This window comes from Pyruvatibacter sp. HU-CL02332 (assembly GCF_040362765.1).
In the GTDB taxonomy this organism is placed as follows: Bacteria; Pseudomonadota; Alphaproteobacteria; order CGMCC-115125; family CGMCC-115125; genus Pyruvatibacter.
In genome coordinates, this window is the sequence record NZ_BAABWK010000001.1 from 147,810 (window position 1) to 164,081 (window position 16,272).

At 59.6% G+C, this 16,272-nt stretch carries 20 protein-coding genes and 1 tRNA gene; 10 read left to right on the forward strand and 11 right to left on the reverse strand.

The features are described 5' to 3' along the window. Window positions 1-50: 50 nt before the first annotated feature. Window positions 51-737, forward strand: coding sequence for a hypothetical protein (locus tag ABXH05_RS00735; RefSeq protein WP_353559343.1), 687 nt, complete (start codon window positions 51-53; stop codon window positions 735-737). A 48-nt stretch (window positions 738-785) separates the two neighbouring features. Here ABXH05_RS00735 and ABXH05_RS00740 read toward each other — a convergent pair whose 3' ends face one another. Together ABXH05_RS00740 and ABXH05_RS00745 are read right to left on the reverse strand one after the other, a co-directional pair. Further along, the gene (locus tag ABXH05_RS00740; protein ID WP_353559344.1) at window positions 786-1,313 is read right to left on the reverse strand and encodes a cytochrome b; all 528 of its coding nucleotides are present in this window, start codon (window positions 1,311-1,313) and stop codon (window positions 786-788) included. 12 nt (window positions 1,314-1,325) lie between these two features. Next, the gene (locus ABXH05_RS00745) at window positions 1,326-2,093 is read right to left on the reverse strand and encodes an antibiotic biosynthesis monooxygenase (RefSeq protein ID WP_353559345.1); all 768 of its coding nucleotides are present in this window, start codon (window positions 2,091-2,093) and stop codon (window positions 1,326-1,328) included. Window positions 2,094-2,240: 147 nt separating this feature from the next. On the opposite strand from ABXH05_RS00745, the gene ABXH05_RS00750 reads away from it, so the two are divergent. After that, window positions 2,241-2,654, forward strand: a complete 414-nt coding sequence (locus ABXH05_RS00750) for a MarR family winged helix-turn-helix transcriptional regulator (protein WP_353559346.1) — start codon at window positions 2,241-2,243, stop codon at window positions 2,652-2,654. A 92-nt stretch (window positions 2,655-2,746) separates the two neighbouring features. Here the strand turns inward: ABXH05_RS00750 and ABXH05_RS00755 are convergent, their stop codons facing one another. From ABXH05_RS00755 to ABXH05_RS00785, 7 genes are all read right to left on the reverse strand, one after another. Beyond that, window positions 2,747-4,489, reverse strand: coding sequence for an N-acyl-D-amino-acid deacylase family protein (locus ABXH05_RS00755; RefSeq protein ID WP_353559347.1), 1,743 nt, complete (start codon window positions 4,487-4,489; stop codon window positions 2,747-2,749). Window positions 4,490-4,617: 128 nt separating this feature from the next. Next, window positions 4,618-5,169, reverse strand: coding sequence for an AAA family ATPase (locus ABXH05_RS00760; protein ID WP_353560961.1), 552 nt, complete (start codon window positions 5,167-5,169; stop codon window positions 4,618-4,620). A 24-nt stretch (window positions 5,170-5,193) separates the two neighbouring features. Further along, window positions 5,194-5,282, reverse strand: a tRNA-Leu gene (locus tag ABXH05_RS00765). Window positions 5,283-5,361: 79 nt separating this feature from the next. Next, window positions 5,362-6,561: an SGNH/GDSL hydrolase family protein gene (locus tag ABXH05_RS00770; RefSeq protein WP_353559348.1), complete on the reverse strand. Its 1,200-nt coding sequence runs from the start codon at window positions 6,559-6,561 to the stop codon at window positions 5,362-5,364. 203 nt (window positions 6,562-6,764) lie between these two features. Further along, a complete protein-coding gene (locus tag ABXH05_RS00775) occupies window positions 6,765-7,166 on the reverse strand; it encodes a PaaI family thioesterase (protein ID WP_353559349.1) in 402 nt (133 codons plus the stop codon). A 202-nt stretch (window positions 7,167-7,368) separates the two neighbouring features. Beyond that, window positions 7,369-7,620 (reverse strand): hypothetical protein, encoded by a 252-nt coding sequence (locus ABXH05_RS00780; RefSeq protein ID WP_043949402.1) that lies wholly within the window; start codon window positions 7,618-7,620, stop codon window positions 7,369-7,371. A 360-nt stretch (window positions 7,621-7,980) separates the two neighbouring features. Next, window positions 7,981-8,748 carry a competence/damage-inducible protein A gene (locus ABXH05_RS00785; RefSeq protein ID WP_353559350.1) on the reverse strand — a complete coding sequence of 256 codons (768 nt, stop codon included), beginning with the start codon at window positions 8,746-8,748 and terminating at the stop codon, window positions 7,981-7,983. Between the two features lie 201 nt (window positions 8,749-8,949). On the opposite strand from ABXH05_RS00785, the gene sfsA reads away from it, so the two are divergent. From sfsA to ABXH05_RS00810, 5 genes are read left to right on the forward strand one after another with little or no spacing between them, the layout of a single operon-like run. After that, window positions 8,950-9,648: a DNA/RNA nuclease SfsA gene (gene sfsA, locus ABXH05_RS00790; protein WP_353559351.1), complete on the forward strand. Its 699-nt coding sequence runs from the start codon at window positions 8,950-8,952 to the stop codon at window positions 9,646-9,648. A 16-nt stretch (window positions 9,649-9,664) separates the two neighbouring features. Then, window positions 9,665-10,486 (forward strand): type I methionyl aminopeptidase, encoded by an 822-nt coding sequence (gene map, locus ABXH05_RS00795; RefSeq protein ID WP_353559352.1) that lies wholly within the window; start codon window positions 9,665-9,667, stop codon window positions 10,484-10,486. A 12-nt stretch (window positions 10,487-10,498) separates the two neighbouring features. Next, on the forward strand, window positions 10,499-11,290 hold the full coding sequence (gene radC / locus ABXH05_RS00800) for a RadC family protein (protein ID WP_353559353.1): 792 nt from the start codon (window positions 10,499-10,501) through the stop codon (window positions 11,288-11,290). Beyond that, window positions 11,287-11,679 (forward strand): hypothetical protein, encoded by a 393-nt coding sequence (locus tag ABXH05_RS00805; protein ID WP_353559354.1) that lies wholly within the window; start codon window positions 11,287-11,289, stop codon window positions 11,677-11,679. The genes radC and ABXH05_RS00805 overlap by 4 nt, the downstream gene beginning before the upstream one ends. A gap of 52 nt (window positions 11,680-11,731) precedes the next feature. Continuing rightward, window positions 11,732-12,151, forward strand: a complete 420-nt coding sequence (locus ABXH05_RS00810; RefSeq protein WP_353559355.1) for a hypothetical protein — start codon at window positions 11,732-11,734, stop codon at window positions 12,149-12,151. 9 nt (window positions 12,152-12,160) lie between these two features. Here the strand turns inward: ABXH05_RS00810 and ABXH05_RS00815 are convergent, their stop codons facing one another. Further along, on the reverse strand, window positions 12,161-13,075 hold the full coding sequence (locus ABXH05_RS00815; RefSeq protein WP_353559356.1) for a LysR family transcriptional regulator: 915 nt from the start codon (window positions 13,073-13,075) through the stop codon (window positions 12,161-12,163). Window positions 13,076-13,197: 122 nt separating this feature from the next. Here ABXH05_RS00815 and ABXH05_RS00820 point away from each other — a divergent pair, with 122 nt between their 5' ends. The 3 genes from ABXH05_RS00820 to ABXH05_RS00830 all read left to right on the forward strand — a co-directional run bounded on the left by ABXH05_RS00820 (window position 13,198) and on the right by ABXH05_RS00830 (window position 15,539). After that, window positions 13,198-13,638, forward strand: coding sequence for a DoxX family protein (locus ABXH05_RS00820; protein ID WP_353559357.1), 441 nt, complete (start codon window positions 13,198-13,200; stop codon window positions 13,636-13,638). A gap of 153 nt (window positions 13,639-13,791) precedes the next feature. After that, on the forward strand, window positions 13,792-15,087 hold the full coding sequence (gene purB / locus ABXH05_RS00825; RefSeq protein ID WP_353559358.1) for an adenylosuccinate lyase: 1,296 nt from the start codon (window positions 13,792-13,794) through the stop codon (window positions 15,085-15,087). A gap of 8 nt (window positions 15,088-15,095) precedes the next feature. Continuing rightward, window positions 15,096-15,539 carry a GNAT family N-acetyltransferase gene (locus ABXH05_RS00830; RefSeq protein WP_353559359.1) on the forward strand — a complete coding sequence of 148 codons (444 nt, stop codon included), beginning with the start codon at window positions 15,096-15,098 and terminating at the stop codon, window positions 15,537-15,539. Between the two features lie 133 nt (window positions 15,540-15,672). Here the strand turns inward: ABXH05_RS00830 and ABXH05_RS00835 are convergent, their stop codons facing one another. Further along, window positions 15,673-15,996 carry a hypothetical protein gene (locus ABXH05_RS00835; RefSeq protein ID WP_353559360.1) on the reverse strand — a complete coding sequence of 108 codons (324 nt, stop codon included), beginning with the start codon at window positions 15,994-15,996 and terminating at the stop codon, window positions 15,673-15,675. Between the last annotated feature and the right edge of the window lie 276 nt (window positions 15,997-16,272).

Consider the following 16,272-nt stretch of genomic DNA (forward strand, 5'->3'; position numbering starts at 1 on the left):
TGTGGTGCAGCTAGGCTAGCCGCAACAACAAATGCGGGGGAACAAAGCGGATGGAAAACGTCAAACGGCACTGGTTGCATTGTGTGCTGGCAGGTCTGGCGGTGTTGCTGATCGCCATCTTCCTGATGCCGAAATTTCCAACAGACAGCGCAGGCATTGAGCCGGGATATGGTTCGCCGATCATTGCGTTTGAAATGGCCCGCTCTGTTGCTGACCTCCATGCCGTATTCGGCACGCCCGATGATCCCGAACGTGCCCGTCGCATTGCCATGATGGACGACGGCAACATCTGGGACTTCCCCTTCATGATTGCCTATGGCCTGTTCATCGCGCTGTTCCTGCGCGCCGCGGGCAAGGCGACCGGCAACACGATCTGGTACCTGCTGGCCATGCTCGGCATTGTCGCCGGTGCCGCAGACGCCATTGAGAACAACATTCTGCTGGGCCTGACCGCCGACATTGAAGGCGCACCCGATATCGGATTGCTGGCCTATCCTGTCTGGACCAAATTCCTGAGCATCATGATCACCGGCGTTGCTGGTGGCATCGTCATCGCCACCCAGGGCCGCCACTTCTGGCGCATCCTCGGTGTGGTTGCCGCAGCAAGTGCATTACTTACGCTGCCCGCTTTCTACGACCCTGCAACATACGGCGCCCTGCTGACGCTTGGCGTCACCATCTGCTGGGTCATCATGCTGATCTTCGCCATCACCCGCTGGCGGCAGGCGGCGGCGTAGAGCTAGCACAACACTACGCCCTGCCGGCCGACCGCCTCACACAGCGCGTCAGTCAAACCACATGCGCCCGATCAGGCCATCTTTCTTGATGAAGTGGTGATAGAGCGCAGCCCCGATGTGAAGGAAGAGCAACGCCACCATGAAGCGTGCACCAAGCCCGTGCGGCAGGCGGGGCGCGTAGTCATGAAAATCCGGAAGCGACGCAGAGGCGCCGGCGAACAGGCTCTGCCCTGCCCCGGAAAGAACGACCATGCCAATTCCGCTGGCGGCCATCCCAAGGATCACCACGTAAAAAAGAACGTGGACAGCCTTGGCGCTGGCAGTCTGCCAGGCGGGGTCGCCTGCGACCGGCTTGGGCTTGGTATCACCAAAGCCCCACCATACGAGACGCGCCAGAGTGAGGACGAGAATGGCAACCCCCAAGGGCACATGCACTGACAGAAGGGATGCCTTGGCAGCGCTGTCCGCAAGTCCAGCCGCGCGGAAACCCGGGCCCAGAAGAGCAAGAATGAGCAGCGCACTGATCCAGTGAATGGTGACCGCGACCGTACCGTATCGGGTGGACGTACTTTTCATGCGCTTTGCCCCCTAGTCCCGAGCCACGACGGTGTAGAGACCAGGCGTGAAGCTGAGCCCTTCGATTTCAGGTGCCTTGCCATTGGCATTCATGGCCGCCGACGCAGACTTGAAGGCGTCCGCACTTTCCCAGACGGCAACATTGATCAATGCAAATTTTGCATCCGGCGTGATGGACTGATGAAGCGCTGTGGAGACATAGCCCGGCTGCGTTTGCAGGAAGTCCCGGCTCTTGGTCCACATGGCGATTGCCTGATCAAGCGCACCGTCTGTCACTTCAAAGACATTGATGAGGGTCACCTCGGTGCTGACGTCAATTGCATCATTCATGTCCGCTATCATCCTTATGTTTGATTTGAAGGCTGCGAAAGTGAGCGGCGTGTCGCTGTTGCTTGCCGCCACATAGAGGTCTTTGGAGTTGGACAGGCTCTGCTCGGCTGCATCGAGCGCACCATCGCCATTGACGTCCCAGGCTTCAAAGATGCGGGTGCGCACCTGGAGGTATTGGTCAAAGAGGCCCCGCTTTTCTGCAAGGTGGCCCCACCCGACACCCCACCCGAGATGTTCCTCGGCCGTCACGACGCCATCATCGTCCACGTCCTGGGAAATCATCACGTCCTGCCGGAACACATCCATTTCCCGCGGTGACACCACAGCGTCCCCATTGAGATCAATCGACTGGAACAGCGTGCGGTTCACATCATCCAGTTCACGGTCCAGCGCATGGGCGGGTGCCAGTGACAGACACAGAGCAGCGCAGGTCAGCAGGAGAGTTTTCATTTTGATCGGTCCCTACAGTGTTTTTTTCATAGCAAGCTATGCTTAAGATGGATAGCAAGCTATACTTTTTGATAAATAGCAAGCTATTTATATCTGTATCGCGAACCCGGCAGTACGCTGCTAGATAAACACATGGACTTTAATCACATGGATTCTGCCGGATATCTGGTGAACCACATCGCGCGGCTGTTTGCAGACGGCCTGCGGCGGCGGGTGGAACCGCTTGGCATTGTGCCGGGTCAGTTCCCCGCCCTTCTGGAGCTCTGGATCGAAGACGGGCAGACCCAAAAGCAGCTCGTCGAGAAGCTGGACATCGAGCAGGCAACCCTCGCCTACACACTTGGGCGCATGGAACGCGACGGCCTCATCACCCGTGAGGAACATCCCGATGACCGGCGGTCCCGCATTGTCTATTTGACCGACAAGGCAAAGGCGATCCGCGATGACGCCTACGCAGCGGCCCACGAAACCAACACCATTGCCATGTCCACGCTCTCCAAGAGCGAGCAAAAGCAGTTTGTGGATTTCATGCAGCGCATCATCAAGGTGATGCGGGACTAGGCGGCGGACGCGGGATTGCTCCCGCCCGCTTCTGCGTTAGCGGACGGTCACATCCCGGCTGCGGACGAGCCAGCGTGGGTTAGGCCGGCTCTTTATTCAGCTGCTTGAAGCTGTTCGACGGTCTGTGGCCCACGAACCAAACCACCCGGACGCTTGTCAGTCACAACGCCGCCCTTGAAGGTCACCTGCCCCGACTTGATGGTGTAGTCATAGCCATCGGCCTTTTGAAGCAGGCGCTTGCCACCCGCTGGCAGATCAAAGGCCAGCCAGGGCTTGCCAAGTTTGATCTGGTCCATGTCGATGACGTTGACGTCTGCAAGGTAGCCCGGCTTCAGCACGCCGCGATCATTGAGGCCGTAGAGGCGCGCCGTATCCAGACACTGCCGCTTGATGGCGTGCTCGATGCTGAGCGTTCCACGCGACCGGTTCTTGACCCAGTGCTCGAGCATGAAGGTCGGGCTGGCCGCATCACAAATGGTGCCGCAATGGGCGCCACCATCAGACAGACTGTTCACCGTGTCGTCGGCCTGCTGCAATGCTTCGAGGAAATCGAGATTGCCGTCCATGTAGTTGAGCAGCGGCAGGTAGATGAAGCCTTTGCCGTCATCGCCCATCATCAGGTCATACGCATATTCTGCGCCCGATTTTCCGGCGGCTTCAGCGCGGCTGGCAATACTTTCGTCTGCCTGCGGCTCATAGTTGAAGTCTTCATCCATCTCGAACTGCATCGCCCAGCCCTGGGTCACCACCATGAACACCGGCACCAGATCAACTTCTTCGGGCATTTCACTGGTTTCGCTCAGCAACTGCGCCTTGAATGCTGGATCCTTGAGCTTGGCGTATTTTTCGTCCCAGCTCAGATCTTCCATCGCGACCCAGCTTGGATGACGAACGAAAGGATGAACCGTCCCCTGCCACGCCATCACGATGCCATTCCCGCGCAACGCAATCTGGGCAACAATGTTGGCCCCGTTGTCATTTTCAGCGCGCATATTGGCAATCTGCTCATCCAGCGACTGATCCTTGGCAATCGACTGGAGAGCCGCAAACGTCACCGGCATTCCGGTTTCGCGGCTCAGATCACCCATCCACTCGAACTCGTTCCATTCCTTGTTGAGATCGCTGGCCATTTCAAACACGCCATAGCCGACGCGACCCATCGCGCGGCCAATGCCGATAAGCTCTTCCTTGGTCGCCGTCGTGCCGGGCACCAGTTCGCCATCAATCGACCGGTGCAGGATCGTCCGCGATGTCGAGAAACCAAGCGCGCCGGCTTTCAAACCGTCCTCGACGATATCCGACATTTGCTGAATTTCTTCTTCCGTGGGAACAGCGCCGGGTTTTTCCTTGTCGCCCAGCACATAGGCCCGCACGGCACCGTGGGGGACATGGGTTGCCACATCGACAGTCCGTGGAAGCTTCTCAAGCTCATCGAGATATTCGGGGAACGTTTCCCAGTTCCAGCTCATGCCTTCGGCCAATGCAGTGCCGGGAATATCTTCCACGCCTTCCATCAGACCAATCAGCCAGTCATGGCGATCAGGCCGGGCGGGCGCAAAGCCAACGCCGCAATTGCCCATCACCACCGTGGTGATGCCGTGCCAGCTCGAAGGCGCCATTTCGTCGTCCCACGTGGCCTGGCCATCATAGTGGGTGTGCACATCCACAAAGCCGGGGGTGACGACTTTACCGGTCGCGTCAATCTCTTCGCGCCCTTGCGCCTTGACCTCGCCCACGAGGGTCACACGGTCGCCATCAATGGCAACATCCGCTGTGAAGGGCGCAGCGCCCGTCCCATCAACAATTGTCCCGCCACGAATTACTAGATCATGCATCGTCTTTTTCCCGCCCTGTCGAATGACAAACTGTCATTAAGGTAACGAGTTTGGCGAGCGGATCAAGGTGAGGACATGCTGCAGTGCAGTGCTGTCGACAGGCTGCCGGGCTTGAACCAGCTTGGACGTTATTGTCCGAGGGACTTCTTGGCAGCTTCTCGCAGTATATCGTCGACCACCGTCTCGAGCGGTGCAGCAGCATCAATCACGATGGCATTATCAGGCATGTCTTCTTCGGTGCGGTGTAGGCGCGCAACAAGGTCTTTTTCTTCTGGTCTGCCGCCAAAATCAGTCGGGTCTATTGCCACTCTCTCATCAAGTCGTCGATGTATCGTTTCGATATCATCGACCTTGAGAACAAAGACCCCGTCGAGCAGATCAATAAAGTGATCGACATTCCGGCAGCCGCCGCAAAAGAAAGAAACCTGGACACCATGGTCAGCGATGACGGATTTCACTTTGTCCGTGTCCCACAATAGATGCGTGTGCCGCCATAGGGTTTTGTCTTTTGCACTCGCGTGAACAGGTTCTTCCACCGGCTCGCCGGTCTTGGGATCGCCTCGATACTTAAGCTCCCGGTCCCCGTGCAAAACGTGATACCCGCGCCGCTGCAATTCTTCAGCTACGGTCGTCTTGCCGGTGCCCGATACGCCTTCGATCAAAAAGTTTTTGATGCCCATTTTTCTGCAAAACATAGAAGGCAATGGTGCGGGCTGCCGGACTTGAACCGGCATGGACGTTACCGTCCGAGGGATTTTAAGTCCCTTGTGTCTACCAATTCCACCAAGCCCGCAGCTTCAAGGAATCAATCCTGAGGCGACCATAGTGATGGAATGCGCCAAGACAACAAGAACGCGCGCAGGGCGCGGGCTCTAGTCACTTTGTTGATTAGTGTGTTGGCGGATGTGGTCCGCCACCGCCCGCGCGGCCACGTCATGGCCATAGGCGTTCCAGTGATTGTCCACATCATGCTCGAAACGCTGCTGATGGGCGTCCCAGTCCGCTGAAAACACCGGCTGCAGATCAAGAAAGGCAATGCCGAGCTTGTCCGCCTCGCGGGCCGCCATCTCATTGAGCACCAGGGCCGGGCCATTCTTGTTGCCCTCGCGCAGACTGCGGCGATCGCCATCCATCACCAGCAACAGATTGGCACCCATATCCGTCGCAGCGCGTTGCAGCTGGTCAAAGCCATAGCTGGTGGCGGCTTCTACATCGCTGCGGGCATTGAGCAGATCGGTCAGATTGACGTTGGCTGCAAATTCCGGTGCTGACCCAGTCTCTGCCGGTGGGCCATCTGCAGGCTGGGTTGTAGCGTCAGATGGCGCAGCAAGCGGTTCAGCGGGCGATGAGGAAAACAGATTGGCAAGAATGACGTCCGGCCGCACCTGCCAGCGATAAACCAGAAAACGGAGTGTCGCGAAGTTGCGAAACCACCCATAGGGCGACGGCCGCAGCGGCTGAGGCGCAATTTCACCAACCACAGCCCCCTTCTCCACATCAAATTTCAGGAAGCTGCTGGCATAGCGACCGGCCTGAAAGCGGAATGACTCGTCAAAATCATTGTGGATGAGCAGCACCACCAGCCAGTCCGGCTTGTAGTCAGCCACCTCGTGCCGCGCCATATGCACATACTGGCTTAGCGGCGCGCCGGACATGCCGAAGCGATAGACCTCGCCGGGTTTGTCCGCTGCGACATACAGGGTTTCAGAAAGGCGCTCGGCCATGCTGGCGTCGGGCGGCACCTGAAGCGCTTCCACATAGCTGTCGCCCACAACCGCAATGCGCGGCACACCGGGGGTGCGGGCTTCGGTGTAGCCATCAAGGCCGGAGTTCCATCCTTGCGCGTTGATGGCATAGGGCGCTGCGATCTCGTTGCGCACCCGCCAGGTGCCCGTCTGGCCCGGCTCATACCGCACAACATCATCGATATAGGCATTATCCGGTGTCGACCCGGACGGCAGGATGGCCCGAAACACCAGCAACTCGCAGATGAGCAAAAAGACAAAGACGCTCACAGCAGAGACCGCGAGATTTGTCAGCAGATCACGAAGGCGGGGTGAGAGACGGTCCATAAGAGGGATGCAATGAATCCTGAGCAGGAGAAGTGTCACCCCGGTTTAGGCGACGCCTCCCCTGCTTACAAGCAACTCGCAAAGATTTGGTAAGAGCCTCGGCCGGCTCACCTTCCCACAGCGATTCAGAGCTTTGTGGATAACGATTCAACCGCCTGAAAAGACTCACACAAATGAATCGATCCCCGTTATTGCGCGGACAGCTAAAGGATCATTTGCGTCTGGCTGGTGAGCGCCACGAGCTTGCCGTCGGCGCGCTCAATGCGGGTCTGCCACATCTGCGTGCGGCGGCCGCGGTGCACCGGCGTTGAGGTCGCTGTCACCTTCTGGCCCGCGGGGCACGCCGCCAGGAAGTTCGTCTTGCTCTCGACTGTTGTGGTGCCGCCGGCCCCTTCAGGAAGGTTCAAAAAGGTGGCCACCGCCCCCACCGTATCGGCCAGCGCCATCGCCGTGCCGCCATGCATGATATTGCCGGAGGTGCACAGATCGTCGGTGATCTCGAGTTCCGCCACCACCGCGTCAGACTCGGCGGAGACAAACTGGATGCCCAGATGCTTGGCGAGGGGGAGTGGGTTGGCGTTGAGCTGGTCTGCGGTGTTGGACATGGAAGGTGCCTCCTGAGGTGAGTGTCTGTCTGGCGGATAGGTACCCAGCCCACCGCCGACAGAACCATTACCTGTCAGGTAGGATAGCCAGCCAAGTCTGCCCTTCCGCATCCCCCGAAACGCAAAAACGGCGCCCTTCGTTTCCGAAGACCGCCGCTTTGCCACTCAATGAAGAGTGTTTGGATACGCGTGTGACCCGTCTTTAGTTGACGAGGCCCTGCCAAACTGGCTTGCAAGTTCCGCCTACGGAACCCTGCACAGATGCCATGGCTTCTTCCATGTTGGCACCATCGGCAGTTGTTTCGCTGTCAGCAGCGCCCGTGCACCAAACGTAGAACTGGTGCGTGCCAGCCTTGCTCTGTGCTTCGTAGCTGGAGTCCAGCGCGAATGCTGAGCCGGTCATGATGAGCGCGGCAGCGGCAACACCGAATGCGCCTGCGAGAATCTTTTTCATACTTAGTCTCCCTCGAGAGGTTTCCCCGCCCCCGTTAAAATCGGAGGTGATGTCCCTGAATGACAGTTCCGGTTTCTACGTTATGCAGATCCGTCCTGCCGGTCGCTTATTTGGACGGCAGATGCTCCGTTCCGGTGAAAACGAAACGATCTCCTGAAAGACCGTCGATCCCCTCACCGGGCCGATGCGCATCGCGCCGCCCTTGTTTCCGGGCAGAACGATAACCGCTCCTGAGACTCATACTAATGGATTCCGCGCGGAATGACCTGAAATCTTCGTAATGTTGAGGGGGGTGTTGCCAAACTGTCACGAAATCGCGGTTAACGCAGCAATTTCAGACGGTTGAGACCGCTCAAGGCCTCAGGTGCCATCCCCGACAACCGGCTCGACACCCAGCGCTCGGACCATCTCAATGGCCTCATCCTGCACTTTGGCAAGCAGGTCAGCATCCGTTGTGCGGAACACCAGATTCGCGCCGAACGTGCCGTCCTTGTAGTAGGGATAGCTGCCCATGGAGACCTGCGGATACTTGTCCTGCAGCACGCCCAAAGGCTCCGCAATCACCCCTTCGGCAATCTGTCCGGCGACGGAGCATGCCAGCATCCTGGCACCGCCCGTGAGGCGATCCTCGATGCCGGTGATCATCGCCTGCATGACCGAGGGAATGCCCGCCATCACAAACACATTGCCGATCTGAAACCCCGGGGCCTTGGACACCGGGTTGTCGATCAGGGTCGCTGTGTCCGGTATCCGCGCCATCCGCTTGCGCGCGTCATTGAACTCGATGTCCGACGCATCGTAATGGGCCTGCAGTCGCGCCATCGCTTCAGGGTGATGACCAATAGGCACGCCGAACGCCACGGCAATCGAGTCAGCAGTAATGTCATCATGGGTCGGGCCGATGCCGCCGGAGGTGAAGACATAGTCAAACTTCGCCCGCAGCGTGTTCACCGCGTCAACGATCTCTTCCTCGATGTCAGGCACAACCCGGGCTTCCATCACCCGGATGCCCCGCTCCCCCAGCCAGGTGGCAATGAACCCCAGATTCTTGTCCTGGGTCCGCCCGGAGAGGATTTCGTCACCAATCATGATGACGGCGGCAGTTACTTTTTTGTCTGACGTGCTCATGGCGGGGGATATAGCACGGCAGGATGCAAGGGACAGTATCGGTGTGGCCATGAATCCCGTAGCCCCGGACTTGATCCGTGGTCCACTCTCAGTCGCCGTGCAGTTGATCGTTTGCGAGTAGGCCCCGGATCAAGTCCGGGGATACGGGTTGTTGCGGGACTTGTCTTGACCACTTTTGCCGGTGCGGCGATACACACTCCCATGAAACTCCCCCCTCTCGTGCCCGGCACGCTTCTCAAGCGCTACAAGCGGTTCCTCGCGGATGTTGAACTCGACACCGGCGAAACCATTACGGCCCACTGCGCCAATCCCGGCGCGATGATGGGGTTGAATGATCCCGGCAACCGGGTGTGGCTATCCAAGTCGGATAACCCCAAGCGCAAGCTGGCCTACTCCTGGGAGCTGGTGGAAGTGGACGGCACGCTCATCGGCATCAACACCTCCATGCCAAACAAGCTGGCTGAAGAAGCCATTGCAGCCGACCGCATTAAGGAGCTGACCGGCTACGACACCATGCGCCGGGAAGTGAAGTACGGGCAGAACAGCCGAATCGACATCCTTCTGGAAGACGCCAAAAAACCGCTTACCTATGTGGAAGTGAAAAACGTCCACCTGATGCGCGAACCGGGGCTGGCCGAGTTTCCCGACAGCGTGACCGCCCGCGGCGCCAAACACCTGGTGGAGCTGGGCGACATGGCCGAACAGGGCCACCGCGCGGTGATGCTGTATCTTGTGCAATATCCCGGCACCCAGCGGTTCAAGCTGGCGGACGACATTGACCGCAAATACGCGGCCGCCCTTGAAATTGCCCGGGGTCGCGGTGTGGAAACACTATGTTATGGTTGCGACATCACCACCGACGCCATTGAGCTGACCTATCAGCTCAAGATTGAGATTTGAGAAAGCACGAACGCCGATGAATTACGTGGATGCCTTTGACGCGCCGCTCGTCAACACCGGAGCCATCAAGCTGCATGGCCCGGCTGACTTTGAAGGCATGCGCAAGGCCGGGCAGATGTCTGCCGCCGCCCTCGACATGCTGGTGCCCCACGTTGTGCCCGGCGTGACAACGGCTGAGCTGGACAAACGCGTGCTCGAATTTGCGCTGGACCATGGCGTGGTACCCGCGACCTATGGCTATCGCGGTTACCGGCACTCCTCCTGCACCTCCATCAACCACGTGGTGTGCCATGGCATCCCCGGCGACAAGGCGCTGAAGAACGGCGACATCGTCAATATTGATGTGACCCTGCTGGTGGACGGCTGGCACGGCGACACGAGCCGCATGTTTGGTGTCGGTGACATCAACCGAAAAGCAGAACGCCTCATCGACGTGACCTATCAGGGCATGATGCGCGGCATCGAAGTCGTGAAGCCTGGCGCAACCCTTGGCGACATAGGCGCAGCCATACAGACATACGCGGAAGCGGAACGCTGCGGCGTCGTGCGGGACTTCTGCGGCCATGGTCTGGGCAAAGTGTTTCATGACGCACCCAACATTTTGCACTACGGCAAGGCGGGCGAAGGTCAGGAACTCAAGGCGGGCATGTTCTTCACCATCGAGCCGATGATCAATCTGGGCCGTCCCCATGTGAAGCTGCTGTCAGATGGCTGGACTGCCGTCACCCGTGACCGGTCCCTCTCCGCCCAGTTCGAGCACTCCATCGGCGTGAGCGAAAACGGCTACGAGATTTTTACAAGTTCACCGGCCGGGCTCGACTGCCCGCCCTACGCGTAAGGCGCATCCGGAATGTCGGGCTTTGAGGATTCAGGCGGCAAGCCGCTCCCCAAGCTGCAACCTGAATCGCGCACTGGTGAGTCCGTAAAGGCAAAGGCCGAAACTGCCCCCAAAAGCAGTCCAAAGAAGGACCCGCCCTCGCACACCGGCCACCGCCAGCGCCTGCGCGAGCGGTTCATTCAGGGCGGAGCCGATGCCCTGCCCGACTATGAGCTGCTGGAAATGATCCTGTTCCGCGCCATCCCCCGGCGCGATACCAAGCCGCTGGCAAAGGACCTTCTCAAACGCTTTGGCGGCTTCAACGAAGTCATCACCGCACCCATGGAACGGCTGATTGAAGTACCCGGTGTGTCAGAAGGCGTGGCCACCGAACTCAAGCTCGTGCAGGCAGCGTCGCTCAGACTGGCAAAGTCAAAAGTCATGGACCGCCCGGCGATCTCCAGCTGGTCATCGCTGGTGGACTACTGCACCGCCGCCATGGCCTACGAGTCGACCGAGCAGTTCCGCATTCTGTTTCTTGATCGCAAGAACATTCTGATTGCGGACGAAGTTCAAAGCCGCGGCACCATCGATCACACCCCGGTCTATACCCGCGAAGTGGTGAAGCGCGCTCTTGATCTTGGCGCCAGCGCCATCATCCTCGTCCACAACCACCCGTCGGGTGATCCGACACCCAGCCGCGCTGACGTGGACATGACCAAGAAGATCGAAGACGCCGCCAAGCCAGTTGGCGTTGCCCTGCATGACCACCTGATCATCGGCAAAGGCAATCACGCAAGCCTGCGGCAGCTCGGGTTGCTGTGAACAAGAACACGCAGGAGATGATCTCTCGGATTTTGAGGCGGATATTTGGCGGCAGGCTGGCGTTCAAAATCGACGTTTGGATGGACGGACGCAGACGCACTTCCTTGACTGAAGCCGAGGCTGCAAAGCAGGGCAAAAAACCGATCTTTGTTGGGATAGACTACAAGCACGCTTCAGTTTGGTGCGTCATCTACGCCCGATCATTCGAGGAAGTCAGGCGGATTTACGCTGACTATGTCTTTGTGTTGGAGACACACGATCCCAATCGATGGCCATCGTTCACGGAAGAACAAAAGAGCAATCTGAAGCTCACCAACGCATATGACATAGACGAACCGCAAAACCTGCCGTTCGATGACGACAAACGTCCGCATGCAATGACAGGATAGGTGGGGCATTCGTCCTTTCTGAGCGCACATCAGATCCGGCACAGTCGCCCCCATGACACGCCTCTACGACAAGCCCTTGCTGCGCTGGTACCTGCTGTTGATTGCAGCCTTCTATGCCTATGGCGCTGCAGTCCATGTGGCCAATATGGCAAGCCTGACAGGCTTCGACTGGCTTGCCGCGCCGCGCCTCTGGCAGGCTCTGGATATTGTGTATCTGGTGCTGGACATTGCCGTTGTTGTAGGGCTTTTGCTCAGGCACGCATTCGGGCTCGGCGCATTCATTGTTGCGGCAACAAGTCAGATTGTTCTGTATACGGTGTTTCGGGACCACGTGGCGATGCTGGGAACGCCCCATGCACTGGGCCCTGAGCAGATGGCGTATCTCACCACGCTGGTGGCGTTCCATTTGGCAACATTTGTGCTGTTCGCCCTGCTGGCTGTCTTCGCGCCAACCAGAGCGCAAGCAGCTTAAGCCCAGCACTCACTCAAACGCATCCCATGGCGGCACGGGCCCAAAACGCTCTGCCAATAAGTCAATCAGTAGACGGACCTTTGCAGACAAGACCTTGCCCGGCGGATAGACCGCATACATGGCGATTGTCGGCGCACACCACTCCGGCAGCACGCGCTCCAGAGCGCCGGACTTCAGGTCCTCGCCGATGATGAAGGTCGGCAGGCTGGCGATGCCGCAATCGGCCAGCATGGCATTGCGTATCATGTCGCCATTATTGACCCGCAGAGCGCCCGTCGACCGGATCTGTGCCGCCACAGCGCCGGGCGTGGCTTCCCGCTCGAGGTCCAGCGTGTCGCCGCCAATCGAATAGCGCAGACACCACTCGCCATTTATGTCAGCGGGTGTCTGGGGTCGGCCGACCTTGTCGAGAAAGCCCGGTGACGCCGCGAGCACCCGGCGCACCGGCGCGATGCGGCGGGCCTTGAGGCTCGAATCCGCCAGCGTCCCGATGCGGATGGCCACGTCGAACCCTTCATCCACAATGTCCACGAACCGGTCATTGAGCACGAGATCAACTTCCAGCCTGGGGTGCGCCGCCATGAACTCGGACAGGACAGGCGACAGATGCCGAAGGCTGAAGGAAAACGGCACCGAGAGCTTGAGCAGGCCGCGGGCCTCGTCGTGCAGACTGGCCGCCGCCGCATCCGCCTCCTCAAGATCAGCCAGCACACCCCGCGCCCGCTCCCAATAGGCCTGCCCTACATCGGTAAGACTGACCCGCCGGGTCGTGCGGTTGAGCAGCCGGGCGCCGAGCCGGTCCTCAAGGGCAGCCACCTGTTTGGAGACCGCCGAGTTCGACAGCCCCAGATCCTCCGCCGCCTTGGAAAAGCTGCCCCGCTCCGCCACCGCAACAAAGACTTCCAGGGTCGATAACCGGTCCATCTGATTTATCCCATTCAGGAAACAATATTATTCTTATCTACCCGATTATCCCACCTTGAGGAACACCTACCTTCATCTCCATCGACACATACAGACATCAATCACCCATCTGGAGATGACCCATGTTCAAGACCCTTCTGGCTCAAAACGAGCTTCACACCCCCACCGCACCCCTCGCCGCCACGCTGCTGCGCATCACGTTGGGGGTCGCATTCCTCGCCCACGGCCTTTTGAAAGTGCTGGTTTTCACCCCCGCCGGCACAGTGGCCTTCTTTGAGAGCCAGGGGTTTCCCGGTGTCACGGCCTACGCTGTGATTTTCGCGGAGATCGCCGGCGGGCTGGCCTTGATCCTCGGCCTGCACACCCGCGCCGTAGCGCTTGGCTTGGTGCCGGTTTTGATGGGCGCCGCCCTCGTTCACCTGCCCAATGGCTGGGTGTTCTCCAATCCGGGCGGCGGCTGGGAATTCCCGGTTTTCTGGATCTTCGCCAATCTCGTGCAGGCGCTTCTGGGCGACGGCGTGTTTGCCCTGCGCTCCCCCCTTGCGTCAGGTGATGCCCGCTAGGGTCGTCTCCATTCCTGATGGCGGGCCGACCCGCCTCGACGCAACCTCAGCCCCGCATGCCTCATTTCCGTTAATCGCGGTGGAAGTGTGCGGGGCCTTGGCGTATCAACACCCGCAACGAACAGACTCACGCAGGTTTTGGAGCCGCCGCACATGATCCCCCGTTACAGCCGCAAGGAAATGGCCGATATCTGGTCACCCGAAACCAAGTTCCGTATCTGGTTCGAGATCGAGGCCCATGCCTGCACAGCGCTGGCAAAGCTGGGTGTAATCCCAGAGGACGCCGCCAAGAACATCTGGGACAAGGGCTCAAAGGCTGAATTCAACGTGGAGCGCATCGACGAGATCGAGCGCGAAGTGAAGCACGACGTCATCGCCTTCCTCACCCACCTAGCCGAATTCATCGGCGAAGACAGCCGCTTCGTCCATCAGGGCATGACCTCTTCAGACGTGCTGGACACCTGCCTCTCCGTCCAGCTCACCCGCGCCGCCGACCTGCTGCTGGCCGACATGGACGCCCTCCTGGCGGCTCTCAAGAAGCGCGCGATTGAACACAAGAACACGGTCACCATTGGCCGCTCCCACGGCATCCATGCGGAGCCGACAACCTTCGGCCTCAAGCTGGCCCAGGCCTATGCTGAATTTGAGCGCGGCAAGATGCGCCTGGAACAGGCCCGTGCCGACATCGCCACCTGCGCGATCTCCGGTGCCGTCGGCACCTTCGCCAATATTGATCCAAGCGTCGAAGAGCACGTGGCGCTGGAAATGGGCCTTGTGCCCGAGCCTGTCTCGACGCAGGTCATCCCCCGCGATCGCCACGCGCAGTTCTTTGCAACCCTGGGCGTCATCGCCTCATCAGTTGAGCGTCTGGCAACAGAAGTCCGTCACCTTCAGCGTACGGAAGTTCTCGAAGTTGAAGAGTTCTTCTCCGAAGGCCAGAAGGGTTCGTCGGCGATGCCGCACAAGCGCAACCCGATCCTGACCGAAAACCTCACCGGCCTCGCCCGCCTTGTCCGCGGCATGGCTATGCCAGCGATGGAAAACGTCGCCCTGTGGCACGAGCGCGATATCTCGCACTCCTCTGTTGAGCGGATGATTGGCCCGGACGCGACAGTGACACTCGACTTTGCCCTCGTGCGCCTCACCGGCGTGATGGACAAGCTGCTGGTGTACCCGGAAAACATGCAGGCCAACATGGACAAGCTGGGCGGCCTCATGCACTCCCAGCGCGTTCTGCTGGCCCTGACGCAAAAAGGCGTCAGCCGCGAAGACAGCTATCGCCTCGTCCAGCGCAACGCCATGCCCGTCTGGCGCGGCGAAGGCGTGTTCCTTGATCTGCTGAAGGCGGACGAAGAGGTCGTGCTGTCAGACGCCGAACTCGAAGACCTGTTTGATCTGGGCTACCACACCAAACACGTCGACACGATCTTCAAGCGGGTGTTCGGGTAACCACACCCATGGCAGTGCAGATTGAACACCTTCATGACGCACTGCCCGCGGGCATCGACGCGCTTGCGACCGCCAGCCGTGCCGAGGGGATACGCAACATCTCCCTGCTGGTGGAGCAGTGGCAGTCTGGCGCGCAACGGTTTGATCAGCACGACGCAGCGCTGTTTGCAGCGTTTCGCGATGGCGAGCTAGCCGGCATCGGCGGCATCACCCGCGAAGACGGCCTCGACGAACCCGCCATGCGCGTGCGGCGGTTCTACGTGCTGCCACAGTTTCGCCGGTCCGGCATTGCCACTGCGCTCGCCAAGGCGTGCATGGCGCACGGTCTCAGAATCTGCCCCATCCTCACCTGCAATGCACAAGCAAGCGATGCTGCCGGTGTGTTCTGGGAAGCGATGGGGTTTGAGGCGGTTGAATTGCCGACAATTACGCATGTTTTCCGACGCCACTAACATCCCGTGTCCCCGGACTTGATCCGGGGCCTACTCGCGGACACTTCAGGGTACAGCGGATGAGAGTGGACCCCGGGTCGAGCCCGGGGATACGGACGGCTTTTAAAAAAATTCAAAAACTTATCCCCGGTCCTCAAACCTCGCGGATAATGCTCGTATCTCCTGCCACAAGGGCATCCGGGCCGTCCGGACTTGGGTGGGAGGTGCGAATGCCTGGAAGGCAGTGCGAGTGGCGGGTCCTTGGGAACGTGGACCCTGCGCGCGGTGCCGGAGCACGCAAGTAACGGGTGCGTGCTGCAAGGGCAGCGATGGATCGGGCCTGGTCACGCCGTGGAAAAGCTGGCCCCGTATCCAACCGTGCCGTTCCAAAGTGCGGGATGCGGACGAAAGGCTCGCGGTGATCAAGGTCGAGGGTAATGCCCGATCGGTCACCGTCAAAGTCCATCGCTGAAGACATTTGCGTGTGGAGCGCCCGGGAACCGGCTCTCTCGTGACTGATATCGCCATGAGACCTGCGCACGAGCAGGCCCCAGGCGCTCCCACTCCCCTTCTTTGGGGACAAGACGGAATGAATACCCGTGGCGAGGTTTCGCTTGCGGCGGTGGGCGGCTGTCTTGGCGGACGCGGCTCGGAGTCAGATGGCCCCTCCGGTCAAGCCGGAGGGAAAGCGGACAAGGGTGAGGTGGTGCATTCAACCACTCGCTCTCCCTCCGGCTTGACCGGAGGGCCTATC